The following is a 15141-nucleotide window of genomic DNA, read 5'->3' on the forward strand; positions in this document are numbered from 1 at the left end:
TACGGGGATGGGAGGGGGAGGTGCCGGGACGCGGTGCCGCGGACCGGGAGGGGCGCGGGCCCCTCTCCGATCCGCGGCACCGTGGTCACGCTGCGCAGAAGGAGGGCAGCAGGTCCGCGGCGGTGCCGGCGGGGCACGGGTCGAACGCGAAGACGACCCAGGTGCCGAGCGCGATCAGCGCGACGACGGCGACGAGGATGCCGCCCTTGAAGGCCTTGGCCAGCAGGGGCGAGGTCGCGTAGTCGTTGACCAGCGTGCGCATGCCGTTGCCGCCGTGGATCAGCGCGAGCCACAGCATGAGGACGTCCCACCACTGCCAGAACGGGTTCGCCAGCTTGCCGCCGACGAAGCCGAAGTCGATGGCCTTGATGCCGTCGCCCAGCAGCAGGTTGTAGATGAGGTGCCCGAAGATCAGGACGATCAGCACGACGCCGGAGGCGCGCATGTAGATCCAGCCCCACTTCTCCCAGTTGGTGCCGGAGGAGCGGGTCGGGGTGTGCGGGGTCCGCGGTGCGGCGACGGTGCTCAATGCGCACCCCCCTCGCTGAAGACGTTGATCAGGTGGCGCGGCGCGAAGCCGAGCATCAGCACGACCCAGAGGCCCATGACGACCCAGAAGAGGACGCGCTGGTTGCGGGTCGCCCAGCTCCAGAAGTCGACCAGGATGATCCGCAGGCCGTTCAGCGCGTGGAACGCGATGGCGCCCACGAGCCCGGTCTCGCCGAGTCCCATGATCGGGTTCTTGTACGTGCCGATGACCGCGTTGTACGCCTCGGGGCTCACGGCGATGAGAGCGGAGTCGAGGACGTGGACGAGGAGGAAGAAGAAGATGGCGACACCGGTGATCCGGTGGAGCACCCACGACCACATGCCTTCGCGACCGCGGTACAGGGTGCCGGCCGGACGCCGGATCTTCCCCTGCTTCCGGGGTGCGAGGGTTTGAGCAGCTTGAACTGACACGAACAACCCTCCCTGGTTGTGCTCCGACGGCCTGACCTGTTCCCACGTCGCGTGGACGGGGACGGGGCGGGGAGCGACGAGAAACTCGCCCTCCGATTCTAAGCGCGCTCGCAGGCGGGCGCGGCTTAGGCGAGCCTTAGCTGCGGGGCAGGGCGAGGGCGGGCGCCCCCGCGGTCGCGTAGTGCGCGAGGAGCTCGTCGGTGAGCGCGCTCCAGGTGCGGTGGAGCACGCGGCGGCGGCCCGCCTCGCCGAGCCGGGCGCGCAGTGCGGGATCTCGGACCAGGCGCTCCACCTGCCGGCGGAGGTCGGAGTCGCTCTCGGGCGCGTAGAGCAGGCCGTCCACGCCGTGCTCGATGAGGTCGGTGGGGCCGCCCGCGTGCGGCGCGACCACCGCGGTGCCGGACGCCTGCGCCTCCTGCACCGTCTGGCCGAACGTCTCCTCCGTTCCGGTGTGCACGAAGACGTCGAGCGCGGCGAAGACCGCCGGCAGCCGGTCGCCGTCGAGCCGGCCGAGCATCCGCGCCGCCGGGCCGAGGGCGGCGGCGACCCGGGCGGAGGAGGGGCCGTAGCCGCCCACGACCAGCTCCGCGTGCGGGAGGGAGGCGAGTGCCGCCATCCGCTCCACCCTCTTCTCGGGGGAGAGGCGCCCGATGTAGCCGACGAGCGCGTCGTCGGCGCCGAGTCCGGCTCGGACGGCCTGCGCGTAGGGGGAGGAGCGGCGGCGCGGGTGGAAGCGCTCGCTCTGCACGCCGCGGCCCCACAGCGCGGTGCGCTCGATGCCGGCGGCGGCGAGGTCGTCGAGGGCGCTGGTGGAGGGGGCGAGGGTCAGGTCCGCCCCGGCGTGGATCTGGCGGATCACCCGCCAGGCGAGGGCGCGGGCGCCGCGGATGCCGTAGCGGGCCGCGAATCGCGCGACGTCCGTCTGGTAGATCGCGACACTCGGCACCCCGAGCCGACCGGCGGAGGCGATGGCGCGGGCGCCGAGGAGGAAGGGCGAGGCGACGTGCACCACGTCGGGCTCGAAGTCGGCCAGCTCCCGGGTGAGGGCGAGCGTGGGGATCCCGACCGGGAAGTCGCGGTAGGCGATCGCCGGGTGCTCCACGACGCGGTGGCCCGCGTAGTGGCCCGGCGCCCCCGCGGCCGGGCAGACGACGAGCGCCTCGATCCCGCGCTCCGCGAACTCGTCGAGCACCCGCAGGACGCTCGTGGTCACGCCGTTCAAGGACGGCAGGAAGCTCTCGGTGACGACCGCGACTCTCACGCCCCGGACGCTACGGCGGCGGGATGAACGGCGGCGCGCGCTCGGGTGAACGGACGGTCGCGCTCGGGCTCCCTTGTATCCTGCGGACATGACATCACCTGAGACCGATGGCCGCGCCCCGCTCGACCGCTTCTACAGCGTGATCCCCGCCGGCGGGATCGGCTCGAGGCTGTGGCCGCTCTCCCGGGCCGACGCCCCGAAGTTCCTGCACGATCTGACGGGGTCGGGACGGACCCTCCTCCGCGACACCTGGGACCGCCTCGCGCCCATCTCGGGCGCCGACCGGATCATGGTCGTGACCGGGCGCGCGCACCGCGCCGCCGTCGAGGAGCAGCTCGAGAGCCTCGAGGACCTCAACGTCGTCCTCGAGAGCGAGCCGCGCGACTCGTCCGCCGCGATCGGCCTGGCCGCGGCCATCCTCGAGCGCCGCCAGCCGGGCGTGATCATCGGCTCGTTCGCCGCCGACCACGTCATCAGCGGTCAGCAGCTGTTCCACGACGCGGTCGCCGAGGCCGTCGTCGCGGCGGACGCGGGCTACATCGCGACCATCGGCATCACGCCGACCGAGCCTGCCGTGGGCTTCGGCTACATCCGCACGGGGAAGCACCTCGGGATCGACGGGGCGACGCACACGCTCGCCGTCGACTCCTTCGTCGAGAAGCCCGACGCCGACACCGCGCGCGCCTACCTCTCCAGCGGTCAGTACCTCTGGAACGCGGGCATGTTCATCGCCCGCGCCGACCGCCTCCTCGAGGAGCTCGGCCGCGCGAAGCCGAAGCTGCTCGCCGGACTGCTCGAGCTCGCCGCCGCGTGGGACACCCCCGAGCGCGGCGCGGTCGTCGACCGCATCTGGCCGGGCCTGGAGAAGATCGCGATCGACTACTCCGTCGCCGAGCCGGCCGCGGCCGCGGGCAAGCTGGCCGTTGTGCCGGGCCACTTCTCCTGGGACGACGTGGGCGACTTCGCGTCCATCGCGAAGCTGCACTCGAGCGGACTCCGCTCGGACCTCGCCATCCTCGGCGAGGACGCGCGTGTGCTCGCCGACTCCGCGACGGGGATCGTCGTCAGCGGCGGCAACCGCACCATCGCCCTCATCGGAGTGAAGGACATCGTCGTCGTGGACACCCCCGATGCGCTCCTGGTGACCACGACCGAGAACGCCCAGAAGGTCAAGGGCGTCGTCGACGCCCTGCGCCTCTCCGGCCGCACCGACGTCCTCTAGCACTCCGTCCCACCCGTCGAAGCGCGGCCCTCCCCTCGGAGGCGCCGCGCTTCGCCGTTCCGCCCCTCGCCTCATGCGCGTGCGGCGGTCCCGATACGCCGTTCGCGCGGCCACTCGACCACCCTCGATGAGGGCCTCGGCCGTCGCCCTGGGTGCTGGTGGCTGGGTCTCGATCCGCCGCTTCCGCGGCAACTCGACCACCATGGAGGAGCATCGCGTCGAGCCCGACCGCGCGCAGCGCGGAGCTCCTCCGAACGCCTTCGACATCCGGCAGCAGGGGAGAGGGCCGCGAGCCGGAATCGCGTGCCAGCGATTCAGGCCAGCCCGACGCGACCCGCTCTGCGGAACGCACCCGTCGCGAAGCCGACCGCGCCGAGCCGCTCCGCGGCTCGGAATCGAGCCCAGCCGACCGCGCCGAGCCGCCCCGCGGCTCGGAATCGAGCCCAGCCGACCGCGCCCCGCGACACGCTCCGCGTGTCGCGAAGATCAACACTGTGTAACTCTTCCTGACCACCACCGTCCGGGCGGCTGAGCGGCTTGTCACATTGGGTAACGTGTGGGAATCGACGCCCTGTTGCGCTCGTCGCGCGGGGCCGCATTCCTGGAGGACGACATCTTGACTATCACCTCGCGTAAGGCCGCGTTCGGCGGTCTCGCCGCCCTCGGCGTCACCGCGCTTCTCGCCGGTTGCGCCTCCGCCCCCGAGGAGAGCGGCTCCAGCGCCGCCGCCGGTGGCGACTTCCTGCCCTGCATGGTCTCCGACGCGGGCGGGTTCGACGACAAGTCGTTCAACGAGCTCGGCTACAACGGCCTCGTGAAGGCCTCGGAGGACCTCGGTGTCACGCCGAAGACCGTCACCTCGGAGTCCGAGACGGACTACGCCCCGAACCTGACCAGCCTCGTCGACCAGGGCTGCAACCTGATCATCACCGTCGGCTTCGCGCTGGCGGAGGCCACGTCGGCCGCGGCCGAAGCGAACACGGACATCGACTTCGCGATCATCGACGACGCGTCGATCGACCTGCCGAACGTCAAGCCGATCACCTTCGACACCTCGCAGGCGGCGTTCCTCGCCGGCTACACGGCCGCGTCGTACTCCAAGACCGGCGTCGTCGGCACCTACGGCGGCCAGCAGTTCCCGACCGTCACGATCTTCATGGACGGCTACGCCGACGGCGTGAAGTACTACAACGAGCAGAAGGGGAAGGACGTCAAGGTCGTCGGCTGGGACGTCGACGCGCAGACCGGCTCCTTCACCGGCGGCTTCGCGGCGGGCGTCGAGGCCAAGTCGGCCGCGCAGTCGCTGATCGACCAGAACGCGGACGTCATCCTCCCCGTCGGCGGTCCGATCTTCCAGTCGGCGATCGAGGCGATCCGCGACTCCGGCAAGGACATCGCGATGGTCGGCGTGGACGCGGACCTGTACGAGACCTACCCCGACGGCGCCGACCTGTACCTGACCTCGATCCTCAAGGGCATCGAGGCCGGCACGACCGACGTCACCAGCTCCGCCGGAGCCGACGACTTCGACCCCACTCCCTTCGTGGGCACCCTCGAGAACGACGGAGTCGGCATCGCGCCGTTCCACGACTTCGAGTCGAAGGTCTCGGGCGACCTGCAGGGCGAGCTCGACACCATCAAGGCGGGCATCATCGACGGCTCCATCACCGTCACCTCCCCGTCCGCTCCCGCGGCGTCCTAGCCGCTTACTCGAAGAGGCCGGCGGGCCCGAGCACACCTCGGGACCGCCGGCCTCTTCGTCGGTCCGGCGGGCGGATCGGCTCCGCTGCGTCCCTCGATCCCGGCCGACGGCGCATCGTGGCGCGAACCGAAAGTTAGATTGGTCCCATGAAGCTCGAACTGCGTGGCATCACTAAGCGCTTCGGCGCGCTCGTGGCCAACGACCACATCGATCTCACCGTCGAACCCGGTGAGATCCACTGCCTCCTCGGCGAGAACGGCGCGGGCAAGTCGACGCTCATGAACGTGCTCTACGGCCTGTACCAGGCCGAGGAGGGGGAGATCCTGCTGGACGACGCGGTCCAGCACTTCTCCGGTCCGGGTGACGCCATGAAGGCGGGCATCGGGATGGTCCACCAGCACTTCATGCTCGTCCCCGTGTTCACCGTCGCCGAGAACGTCATGCTGGGCCACGAGGAGACGAAGGCCGGCGGGCGCCTGGACCTCGCCGCCGCGCGCGCCCGGGTGCGCGAGATCTCGGACCGCTTCGGCTTCGACGTGGATCCCGACGCCCTGGTCGAGGACCTCCCCGTCGGCGTGCAGCAGCGGGTCGAGATCATCAAGGCGCTCTCGCGCGACGCCCGGGTGCTCGTGTTCGACGAGCCGACCGCGGTGCTGACCCCGCAGGAGACCGACGAGCTGATCGCGATCATGCGCCAGCTGCGTGCGGCCGGGACCGCCATCGTCTTCATCACGCACAAGCTCCGCGAGGTGCGCGAGGTCGGAGACCGCATCACGGTCATCCGCCTCGGCAGAGTCGTGGGGGAGGCGTCGCCGACGGCGAGCAACGCCGAGCTCGCCTCGCTGATGGTGGGCCGCGCCGTCGAGCTGACGGTGCAGAAGGAGCAGGCGGTGCCGGGCGACGAGGCCCTCGTCGTCTCGAACCTCACCGTGCGCGACGCCAACGGTCAGGCCGTCGTCGACGACGTCTCCTTCGAGGTCCGCCGCGGCGAGATCCTCGCGATCGCGGGCGTGCAGGGCAACGGCCAGACGGAGCTCACCGAGGCGATCATGGGCCTGCAGGAGCGGGTCGAGGGCTCGGTGACCCTGGACGGGCGCCGCCTCGACGGGCTGTCCGTGCGCCGCGTCCTCGAGTCGGGGGTCGGCTTCGTCCCCGAGGACCGCACCGAGGACGGTCTGGTCGCCGAGTTCACGATCGCCGAGAACCTCATGCTCGACCGCAGCGACCGCGGTCCGTTCGTGAAGGGACTGGGCCTGCGGCTCAAGGAGCTCGAGCGCTTCGCCGAGGAGCGGGTGCGCGAGTTCGACGTGCGCGCCCAGGGGATCGGCACCCACGTCGGCCGCCTCTCCGGAGGCAACCAGCAGAAGGTGGTGCTCGCGCGCGAGCTCAGCCGGGAGCTGCGGCTGTTCATCGCGGCGCAGCCCACTCGCGGCATCGACGTCGGCTCCATCGAGTTCGTCCACAAGCGCATCGTCGAGACGCGCGACACCGGGGTACCCGTGATCGTGGTGTCGACCGAGCTCGACGAGGTCGCGGCGCTCGCCGACCGCATCGCGGTCATGTACAAGGGCGGGATCATCGGCATCGTCCCCGCCGACACGCCCCGCGAGGTCCTGGGGCTCATGATGGCCGGGCAGACGCCCGCCGAGAAGGGAGCGGCGGCGTGAGCGACGCGCAACTGCCCGCGGTCGATCCCGACGCGGAGACCGAGAAGGCGTCCGGGCTCGAGCCCGGCCAGAAGCCGGATCAGGAGGTGCGCCCCGGCCCGCTCGAGAGCGGCGCCTCCCGCGTCCTGCGCGAGATCCTCTCCGGCACCGCGCTGATGTCGGTGCTCGCCGTGCTGCTCTCCCTCATCGCGGGCGGCGTGCTGATCGCCGCGACCGACAAGGACGTCCAGGCGGCGTCGGGCTACTTCTTCGCCCGGCCGCTCGACACCCTGCAGGCGATCTGGCAGTCCGTCTCCGGTGCCTACTCCTCGCTCTTCCAGGGCTCGGTCTACAACTTCCGCCGCGAGGGCTTCGCCAACGGCATCAAGCCGCTGACGGACACCCTGGCCTTCGCGACTCCGCTGATCGCCGGCGGGCTCGGAGTGGCGCTGGCCTTCCGCGTCGGCCTGTTCAACATCGGCGGCCGCGGCCAGATGCTGATCGCCGCCGCCTGCGCGGGCTGGGTCGGCTTCTCCTTCGACCTCCCGTGGGGCGTGCACCTGATCGTCGCGCTTGCCGCCGGCATCCTGGGCGGCGCGCTCTGGGGCGGACTCGTGGGACTGCTCAAGGCCCGCACCGGCGCGCACGAGGTGATCCTCACGATCATGCTCAACTACGTCGCGTTCTACCTGATCTCCTACCTCCTGCGGACGCCCGGCGCCCTGCAGGCGCCCGGCTCGAACAACCCGAAGTCGCCCGGGATGAAAGAGACCGCGGTCTTCCCGGCGCTCCTCGGCCCCGGATACTCGCTCACGCTCGGCTTCGTCTTCGCGGTCCTCGCGACCGTGTTCGTCTGGTGGCTCCTGAACCGCTCGACGATCGGCTTCAAGTTCCGCGCGGTGGGGGAGAACCCGCACGCGGCACGGGTCGCGGGCATCGACGTGAAGAACAGCTACGTGTACGCGATGCTGCTCTCCGGCGGCCTGCTCGGCCTCGCCGGCAGCGCCCAGGTGATGGGGACGGTCACGACCGGCTTCACCTCCGGGATCGACGCGGGCATCGGCTTCGACGCGATCACGGTCGCGCTGCTGGGCCGCTCCCGACCCTGGGGCGTGTTCTTCGCCGGCATCCTCTTCGGCGCCTTCAAGGCGGGCGGCTACTCGATGCAGGCCGCCGAGGGCGTGCCGATCGACGTGGTCCTCGTCGTCCAGTCGCTGATCGTCCTCTTCATCGCCGCACCGCCGCTGGTGCGCGCGATCTTCCGCCTCCCGACGCCCGGGGCAGCCCCGAAGCGCCGCACCCGCCGCACCTCGGAGGTGTCCGCATGAGCACCGCCGTCGCCACCGCCCCCGACCGCGTCGTGATCCGCAGCTGGAAGGCGCCGATCGCGTTCGGCGTCTTCGCGCTGCTCGCCGTCGTCCTCTTCGTGGCCCTCGGCCGCGACGGGACGAGCTCGTTCCGCCTCGCCGCGGGGACCGACTTCTTCGCGCTGCCGGACATCCCGTTCCCGACGCGGGGGACGGGCGTGGTCGTCGCGATCCTCCTGGTCGCCCTGGCCGTCGCGTCGGCCGGGCTCACCCGCGCCGGCCGCCGGATCCCGCTCTGGCTCTCGGCGGTCTTCGCCCTGGTCTTCCTGATCGGGTTCCTCGTCTGGGCGTCGGCCGGTGCCGCGCTGCCCGTCTCGGGACTGCTGCTCGGGACCGTCGGGCTCGCCACTCCGCTGATCTTCGGCTCGCTCGGCGGCGTCATCTCGGAGCGTGTCGGAGTCGTCAACGTCGCGATCGAGGGGCAGCTGCTCGCCGGCGCCTTCACCGCGGCGATGGTCGGCTCCCTCACCCGCCAGCCGGTGCTCGGCCTGCTCGCGGCGATGGTCGCGAGCGTCCTGGTGTCGTTCGTGCTGGCCGCCTTCGCGATCAAGTACCTGGTCGACCAGGTGATCGTCGGAGTCGTGCTGAACGTGCTGGTGACCGGCCTGACGAGCTTCCTCTACTCCCAGGTCCTCTCCGCCGATGCGTCGACGTTCAACTCGCCGGTGAAGTTCGACCGCCTCCCGATCCCGGTGCTCAGCCAGGTGCCGATCGTGGGCGCCGTCCTGTTCAACCAGACGGTGATCGTATACCTGATGTACTTCGCGATCTTCGCGGTGTGGTGGGGCCTGTTCAAGACCAAGTGGGGCCTCCGCCTGCGCGCCGTGGGCGAGCACCCGCAGGCCGCGGACACCGTGGGCATCGATGTCGCCCGCACGCGCTTCTGGAACGTCTCCCTCGCCGGGGCGATCGCCGGAGTCGGCGGCGCGTACTACACGCTCGACGCGGTCGGCGCGTTCGGCAAGGAGATGACCGCGGGTGCGGGCTTCATCGCCCTGGCCGCCGTCATCTTCGGCCGCTGGGACCCGATCAAGGCGACGCTCGCGTCGCTCCTGTTCGGCTTCGCGACCAACCTGCAGAACGTGCTCGGCGTCATCGGCTCGCCCGTGCCCAGCGAGTTCATGCTGATGCTGCCGTACGTCGTGACGATCTTCGCGGTGGCCGGTCTCGTCGGCCAGTCCCGCGGACCGGCCGCCGCCGGCAAGCCGTACCTGAAGTCCTGAGAGGAGCCGTCGTGACCGACATCGACTGGGAGGCGCTGCGCGAGGCCGCGCTCGAGGCCATGAGCCACGCGTACGTCCCGTACTCGAAGTTCCCCGTCGGGGTCGCCGCGCTCGTGGACGACGGCCGGACGATCTCGGGCTGCAACGTCGAGAACGCCTCCTACGGGCTCACGCTCTGCGCCGAGTGCGCGCTGGTGTCCTCTCTGCACATGACGGGCGGCGGCCGGCTCGTCGCCTTCACCTGCGTCGACGGGAAGGGCGGCGTCCTGATGCCCTGCGGGCGCTGCCGCCAGCTGCTCTTCGAGCACTCGGCCGAGGGCATGCTCCTCCAGACCGTGTCGGGCGTGAAGACGATCGACGAGGTCATCCCCGACGCCTTCGGCCCGCGCACGCTCGAGGCCTACGCCGCCTCCTAGGGCCGCCGTCACCGCTCCCACTCCCGAACCGAGGACCCCGCATGACCCGCACCACCCCCGTCGAGGACTTCGACGCCGTCGACATCATCCGCACCAAGCGCGACCGCGGCACGCTCTCGACCGCGCAGATCGACTGGCTGATCGACGCCTACACCCGCGGCTACGTCGCTGACGAGCAGATGGCGGCCTTCGCGATGGCGGTCCTGCTGAACGGGATGGAGCGCGACGAGATCCGCGACCTCACCCTGGCGATGATCGCCAGCGGCGAGCGCATGCGGTTCGACGGACTCGGCAAGCGCACGGTCGACAAGCACTCCACGGGCGGGGTCGGCGACAAGATCACGCTGCCGCTGATGCCGCTGGTCGCCTCCTTCGGCGTGGCGGTGCCCCAGCTCTCGGGACGCGGGCTCGGCCACACGGGCGGAACGCTCGACAAGCTGGAGTCGATCCCGGGCTGGCGGGCCGACCTCGGCAACGAGGAGATGCTGGAGCAGCTGCGGACGGTCGGCGGCGTGATCTGCGCCGCGGGCTCGGGCCTCGCCCCCGCCGACAAGAAGCTCTACGCGCTCCGGGACATCACCGGGACCGTCGAGGCGATCCCGCTGATCGCGTCCTCGATCATGTCGAAGAAGATCGCCGAGGGGACCGACGCCCTGGTGCTCGACGTGAAGTTCGGCTCCGGCGCGTTCATGGTCGACATCGAGCGCTCGCGGGAGCTGGCGCGGGCGATGGTCGACCTCGGCAACGACGCGGGGGTGCGGACCACCGCGCTGCTGACCAACATGAACGTGCCGCTCGGTCTGGCCATCGGCAACGCGAACGAGGTGCGGGAGTCGGTCGAGGTGCTCGCCGGCGGCGGCCCCTCGGACGTCCGGGAGCTGACGCTGGCCCTGGCCCGCGAGATGCTGGCCCTCGCCGGGCAGCCGGACGCGGACGTCGAGCGCGCCCTCGACGGCGGCGCGGCGATGGACACCTGGCGCGCGGTCATCCGCGCTCAGGGAGGGGATCCGGATGCGGCGCTCCCCGAGGCCCGCGAGACCCACGTCGTGGTCGCCGAGCGCGACGGCGTCCTGGTGGAGCAGCAGGCGCTGCCGTTCGGCATCGCCGCCTGGCGCCTGGGCGCCGGACGCGCCCGCCAGGCCGACGCGGTGCAGCACGCGGCGGGGATCGACCTGCACGCGAAGCCGGGCGACCGCGTCCGCGCGGGCCGGCCCCTGCTCACGCTGTCGGCCGACGAGCCGGAGCGCTTCGCCCGGGCGCTCGAGGCGCTCGACGGTGCCTACCGGATCGGCGACGACGGCGACGAGGTGCTCGACGGCGGCCCCCTCGTGGCGGAGCGCGTCTCCTAGCCCCGCGCCGCCCGGCACGGAGGAGGCGCCGCCCGGCGAGCCGCTCCCGCCGACCCTCTAGGGTGGTCGGCGAACCACCGCCGACCTGCGAGGAGCACCGTGACCGATCAGACCGAGGAGTACCTCCTCCCGGGCGAGCGCGTCCTCATCGACGAGCTCCCCAAGGTGTCGCTGCACGACCACCTCGACGGGGGGCTGCGGGCCGGGACGGTCCTCGAGATCGCCCGCGAGACGGGCGTGCCGCTCCCGGCCGAGGAGCCGGACGCGCTCGCCGAGTGGTTCCGCGCCACGGCCGACTCCGGCTCCCTCACCGACTACATCGCCACCTTCGAGACGACGGTCGCCGTGATGCAGACCGCGCCGGCGCTCGAGCGCGTGGCCCGCGAGTTCGTGCTCGACCTCGCCGCCGACGGAGTCGTCCACGGCGAGGTGCGCTGGGCGCCGGAGCAGCACCAGCGCGCCGGGCTCTCGCTCGACGCGGCTGTCGAGGCGGTCCAGGAGGGGCTGCAGCAGGGCGTGCAGGAGGCGGCGGCGGAGGGACACCGCATCCGCGTCGGCCAGCTGATCACCGCGATGCGGCACGCCGACCGCTCGCTCGAGGTCGCCGAGCTGGCGCTGCGCCACCGCGAGCGCGGTGCGATCGGCTTCGACATCGCCGGAGCCGAGGCGGGCTTCCCCGCCTCGCGGCACCGTCCCGCCTTCGAGCTGCTCGCGGCGGCGCACTTCCCGACCACGGTCCACGCGGGGGAGGCGGACGGCCTCGACAGCATCCGCTCCGCCCTGCTCGACGGCCGCGCCCTGCGCCTGGGTCACGGCGTCCGGATCGCGGAGGACATCCGTATCGAGCGCCAGGACGACGACGCGAGCTACGTGACCCTCGGCGAGCTCTCGGAGTGGGTGAAGGACCGCGAGATCGCCCTCGAGCTCAGCCCCTCCTCCAACCTGCAGACCGGCGCCGTCGCCGCGTGGGGTGCCGAGCTCGCCGACCACCCCTTCGACCTGCTCTACCAGTTGGGCTTCCGCGTCACGGTGAACACCGACAACCGCCTGATGAGCGCGACGACACTCAGCCGCGAGCTCGCCCTCCTGTCCGACGCGTTCGGGTACGACCTCGACGACTTCGAGGCCTTCCAGCTGAACGCGGCTCACGCCGCCTTCCTGCCGCTCGACGAGCGCCGCGAGCTCGTCGAGACGATCAGCGCCGGCTTCGAGGCGGCCTGACGGTGCCGCTCGACGCGCTCCCCGAGGAGGCGGTGGCCCTCCGCCACTCCGCCGGATCGTGGCGGGAGGCCGTCCTCGAGGCGGGCCGTGCGCTCGAGCGGACCGGCGCGGTGGACGCCGCCTACTCCCGGCGCATGGTCGAGCAGGTCGACGTGCTCGGGCCGTACATCGTCATCGCGCCCGGGCTCGCCCTCGCGCACGCCCGGCCCGGCAACGACGTCCTCGCGGACGGCCTCTCCGTCGTCACGCTGGCCGAGCCCGTCGCCTTCGGGCACAGCACCAACGATCCGGTCTCGGTCGTCATCGGGATCGCCGCCACCCAGGCGCACGGGCACGTCGGCTTCGTCTCCGGGCTCGCCGACGTGCTCAGCCGTCCGGACGCGGTCGGTGCACTCGCCGCCGCCCGCACCCTCCGCAGCATCAACGCCGTCCTCACCGACAGCACCCCGCACCACCCGCACCACGGAAGAAGCGCATGAAGATCGTCACCCTCTGCGGCGCCGGAATCGGCACCTCCGCCATCCTCAAGCTCGGCGCCGAGCGCGCCCTCGAGACCCTCGACCTCGAGGCCGAGGTGATCGCCTCCGACCTGGCCTCCGTCGACGCGCTCGCCGCCGACGCGCAGGTCATCCTCACCTCCGGCGAGCTCGTCGACCGCATCGGCCGCACCTTCGCCGAGGTCGTCGTCATCGACAACTACCTCGACCAGAACGAGATTACGGAGAAGATCGAGCGGGCGCTGGGCTGAGTCCGTTTCTGAGCCGCTCCCTGCGCGGCTCAGCGCGGTCGGCCTCCCGACGGGGTGCGTTCCGCAGAGCGTATTCCGTCGGGCTGCCTCGAATCGCTGCCACGCGATTCTCGGACGCGCCCTCCACCTTGCGGGGAGAGGGCGCCCCTGCCCCTGCTGGTCGAGTGGCCGCGGAGCGGCGTGCCGAGAGCCGGGTTCCCGCGCGGACGGCTGCTCGGGTCTTGGGGGGTCAGCGGGCGGCGAGCTGCTCGAGGACGGTGCCGATCAGGCGGCGGGCGCGGGCGGGGGAGAGGCGGGCGGGCCGCTCGGCCGCGCGGGAGACCGCGATGCCGTCGAGGACTGCGAGGAGAAGCGCCGCGTCGTCGGCGCCGAACGACGCCGCGGGATGCGCGGCGCGCAGCAGCTCCAGGACGACGTCCTCCGTGCGCGACCAGCCGGCGGTGTGGATCGCGCGGATCTCCGGATCGGTGCCGGCGCGGGAGGCGAAGGCGGTCCACACGATCGCGTCGGGGACGTCCTCGTCCGCGACGCACGCGATCTCGTCGCAGAAGACGCGCAGCCGCACCTCGGCCGAGGGTTCGGCCTCCAGGCGGCTCCGCATCCGCTCGCGGAAGCGCTCCTCGACCCGGGCCATCGCGCCGGCCAGCAGCGCCTGCTTCGTCGGGAAGTGGTGCTGGACGGCCCCCACTGAGACGCCGGCCTCGGCCGCGACGGTACGGATGCTGAGGTGCTCCGCCCCGCGGGTCGAGAGGACGGCGACGACCGCCGAGAGGATGTCGCTCCTGCTCTCGCGCCGATCCGGCATGGCGTCCCTCTCGTTCGACTGCTCGAGCAGGCTACGCTCTCGGACATGACCAATACGACCGTATTGCCGCCCCGTGCCGGAGCCGGCCGCCGCATCGCGACCCTGGACGTCGTCCGCGGTGTCGCGATCATCGGGACCCTCGGCACGAACATCTGGATCTTCTCCCACCCCTGGGGGATGCTCGGACTGCTCTCCGTCCCGGTGACGCCGGAGACCTCCTCCTCCGCCGGGACTGCGCAGCTCCTGCTGATGGCGCTGGCGCAGGGCAAGTTCCTCGCCCTCCTCTCCCTCGCCTTCGGGGTGGGCCTCGCGATCCAGCACGCGTCCGCGGTCCGGCGCGGGACGCGCTGGCCGGGCCGCTACCTCTGGCGCGCGACGCTCCTCCTCCTGGACGGCGCGGTCAACTACGTGCTGATCGCGGAGTTCGACGTCCTCATGGGATACGCCGTCACCGGAGCGGTCGTCGCTTGGCTGTTGCTCACCCGGCCGACGACGCAGCGCCGCGTGATCCTCGTCTGCGGCGCTCTGCACGTCGTCCTGATCTCGGCGCTCGTGGCGCTCGTGGCGGCGAGCCCGGACGGTGCCGGACAGGGGCCGACCGGCCGGAGCCCCTACGCGGACGCGTCGTTCCTCGGCCTCGCCCTCTTCCGGCTGCAGAACGCGGGCGTCTTCCGTGCGGAGCCGGTGCTCATCGGGCTCCTCAGCCTCGCGATGTTCCTCCTCGGCGCGCGCCTCCATCGGGCGGGGGTCCTCGCCGCCGAGGGCGCGTCACTCCGCCGCCGCCTGATGGTCCTCGGCGCCCTCGCCCTCCCCGTCGACCTCGCGCTGGGCATCGGGGGGAGCGCCGCCGGTCTGCTCGCCGAGCGCTACCTCGTCGCGCCCCTGGTCGGGCTCGGCCTGCTCGCGGCCCTCGCCGAGGCCTGCCTCCGCCGGGGCGCCGAGGGCTGGGCGGCACGCCGGGCGCGGGAGGTCGGCCGGGTCGCCCTGAGCGCCTACCTCCTGCAGAACCTGCTCGGCGGCGCCCTCTTCTACGGCTGGGGACTCGGGCTGGCGGTGACCGCCGCGCAGTGGCGCGTCCCGGCGACCGTCGGAGCGTTCCTGCTCATCGCGGCGGTCGTCGTTCTCGCGGCGCACCTGTGGCTGCGCCGGTTCGAGCTCGGTCCGGTGGAGTGGCTCTGGAAGCGGGGCGAGCGGATCGGTGTCCGCGCGCCCCGCTGACCG

At 72.1% G+C, this 15141-nt stretch carries 15 protein-coding genes; 11 read left to right on the forward strand and 4 right to left on the reverse strand.

Annotated features, from left to right (window positions below):
• Positions 1 to 85: 85 nt before the first annotated feature.
• The 3 genes from C5C56_RS02370 to C5C56_RS02380 form a co-directional block, all read right to left on the reverse strand.
• A complete protein-coding gene (locus tag C5C56_RS02370) occupies positions 86 to 529 on the reverse strand; it encodes a succinate dehydrogenase hydrophobic membrane anchor subunit (protein ID WP_104223187.1) in 444 nt (147 codons plus the stop codon).
• Complete coding sequence (gene sdhC / locus C5C56_RS02375; protein WP_258059417.1) at positions 526 to 912, reverse strand: succinate dehydrogenase, cytochrome b556 subunit; 387 nt, start codon at positions 910 to 912, stop codon at positions 526 to 528. The genes C5C56_RS02370 and sdhC overlap by 4 nt, the downstream gene beginning before the upstream one ends.
• A 184-nt stretch (positions 913 to 1096) precedes the next feature.
• Complete coding sequence (locus tag C5C56_RS02380) at positions 1097 to 2221, reverse strand: glycosyltransferase family 1 protein (RefSeq protein ID WP_181065415.1); 1125 nt, start codon at positions 2219 to 2221, stop codon at positions 1097 to 1099.
• An 88-nt stretch (positions 2222 to 2309) separates the two neighbouring features.
• Between C5C56_RS02380 and C5C56_RS02385 the strand changes: the two genes are divergently transcribed.
• The 10 genes from C5C56_RS02385 (at position 2310) to C5C56_RS02430 (ending at position 13115) form a co-directional block, all read left to right on the forward strand.
• Positions 2310 to 3443 (forward strand): mannose-1-phosphate guanylyltransferase, encoded by a 1134-nt coding sequence (locus C5C56_RS02385; RefSeq protein WP_104226420.1) that lies wholly within the window; start codon positions 2310 to 2312, stop codon positions 3441 to 3443.
• Positions 3444 to 4059: 616 nt separating this feature from the next.
• Positions 4060 to 5145 (forward strand): BMP family protein, encoded by a 1086-nt coding sequence (locus C5C56_RS02390; RefSeq protein ID WP_104232890.1) that lies wholly within the window; start codon positions 4060 to 4062, stop codon positions 5143 to 5145.
• A 146-nt stretch (positions 5146 to 5291) separates the two neighbouring features.
• Positions 5292 to 6812: an ABC transporter ATP-binding protein gene (locus tag C5C56_RS02395; RefSeq protein WP_104223182.1), complete on the forward strand. Its 1521-nt coding sequence runs from the start codon at positions 5292 to 5294 to the stop codon at positions 6810 to 6812.
• Complete coding sequence (locus C5C56_RS02400) at positions 6809 to 8119, forward strand: ABC transporter permease (protein ID WP_219812597.1); 1311 nt, start codon at positions 6809 to 6811, stop codon at positions 8117 to 8119. The genes C5C56_RS02395 and C5C56_RS02400 overlap by 4 nt, the downstream gene beginning before the upstream one ends.
• Positions 8116 to 9381, forward strand: a complete 1266-nt coding sequence (locus C5C56_RS02405) for an ABC transporter permease (RefSeq protein WP_104223181.1) — start codon at positions 8116 to 8118, stop codon at positions 9379 to 9381. Before C5C56_RS02400 ends, C5C56_RS02405 begins: the two co-directional genes overlap by 4 nt.
• A gap of 11 nt (positions 9382 to 9392) precedes the next feature.
• Positions 9393 to 9797, forward strand: a complete 405-nt coding sequence (locus C5C56_RS02410) for a cytidine deaminase (RefSeq protein WP_104223180.1) — start codon at positions 9393 to 9395, stop codon at positions 9795 to 9797.
• A gap of 41 nt (positions 9798 to 9838) precedes the next feature.
• Positions 9839 to 11146 carry a thymidine phosphorylase gene (locus C5C56_RS02415; protein ID WP_104226418.1) on the forward strand — a complete coding sequence of 436 codons (1308 nt, stop codon included), beginning with the start codon at positions 9839 to 9841 and terminating at the stop codon, positions 11144 to 11146.
• Between the two features lie 99 nt (positions 11147 to 11245).
• Positions 11246 to 12367: an adenosine deaminase gene (locus tag C5C56_RS02420; RefSeq protein ID WP_104319052.1), complete on the forward strand. Its 1122-nt coding sequence runs from the start codon at positions 11246 to 11248 to the stop codon at positions 12365 to 12367.
• Positions 12368 to 12369: 2 nt separating this feature from the next.
• Positions 12370 to 12846, forward strand: a complete 477-nt coding sequence (locus C5C56_RS02425) for a PTS sugar transporter subunit IIA (protein WP_104223177.1) — start codon at positions 12370 to 12372, stop codon at positions 12844 to 12846.
• Positions 12843 to 13115, forward strand: coding sequence for a PTS sugar transporter subunit IIB (locus tag C5C56_RS02430; protein ID WP_104226416.1), 273 nt, complete (start codon positions 12843 to 12845; stop codon positions 13113 to 13115). Before C5C56_RS02425 ends, C5C56_RS02430 begins: the two co-directional genes overlap by 4 nt.
• Positions 13116 to 13344: 229 nt before the next feature.
• On the opposite strand, the gene C5C56_RS02435 is transcribed toward C5C56_RS02430, so the two are convergent.
• On the reverse strand, positions 13345 to 13920 hold the full coding sequence (locus tag C5C56_RS02435) for a TetR/AcrR family transcriptional regulator (RefSeq protein ID WP_104249480.1): 576 nt from the start codon (positions 13918 to 13920) through the stop codon (positions 13345 to 13347).
• Between the two features lie 45 nt (positions 13921 to 13965).
• Here C5C56_RS02435 and C5C56_RS02440 point away from each other — a divergent pair, with 45 nt between their 5' ends.
• Positions 13966 to 15138, forward strand: a complete 1173-nt coding sequence (locus C5C56_RS02440; RefSeq protein WP_104319053.1) for a DUF418 domain-containing protein — start codon at positions 13966 to 13968, stop codon at positions 15136 to 15138.
• The last annotated feature ends 3 nt before the right edge of the window (positions 15139 to 15141 follow it).

It is taken from the genome of Rathayibacter sp. AY1D1 (assembly GCF_002932635.1).
GTDB lineage: Bacteria > Actinomycetota > Actinomycetes > Actinomycetales > Microbacteriaceae > Rathayibacter.

What these genes read in the sequence shown, in the direction of transcription:
- C5C56_RS02385 (WP_104226420.1), top strand. Translation starts at nt 2,310, where the DNA reads ATGACATCACCTGAGACCGATGGCCGCGCCCCGCTCGACCGCTTCTAC.
- C5C56_RS02395 (WP_104223182.1), top strand. Translation starts at nt 5,292, where the DNA reads ATGAAGCTCGAACTGCGTGGCATCACTAAGCGCTTCGGCGCGCTCGTG.
- C5C56_RS02405 (WP_104223181.1), top strand. Translation starts at nt 8,116, where the DNA reads ATGAGCACCGCCGTCGCCACCGCCCCCGACCGCGTCGTGATCCGCAGC.
- C5C56_RS02415 (WP_104226418.1), top strand. Translation starts at nt 9,839, where the DNA reads ATGACCCGCACCACCCCCGTCGAGGACTTCGACGCCGTCGACATCATC.
- C5C56_RS02430 (WP_104226416.1), top strand. Translation starts at nt 12,843, where the DNA reads ATGAAGATCGTCACCCTCTGCGGCGCCGGAATCGGCACCTCCGCCATC.
- C5C56_RS02435 (WP_104249480.1), bottom strand. Translation starts at nt 13,920, where the DNA reads ATGCCGGATCGGCGCGAGAGCAGGAGCGACATCCTCTCGGCGGTCGTC.
- C5C56_RS02440 (WP_104319053.1), top strand. Translation starts at nt 13,966, where the DNA reads ATGACCAATACGACCGTATTGCCGCCCCGTGCCGGAGCCGGCCGCCGC.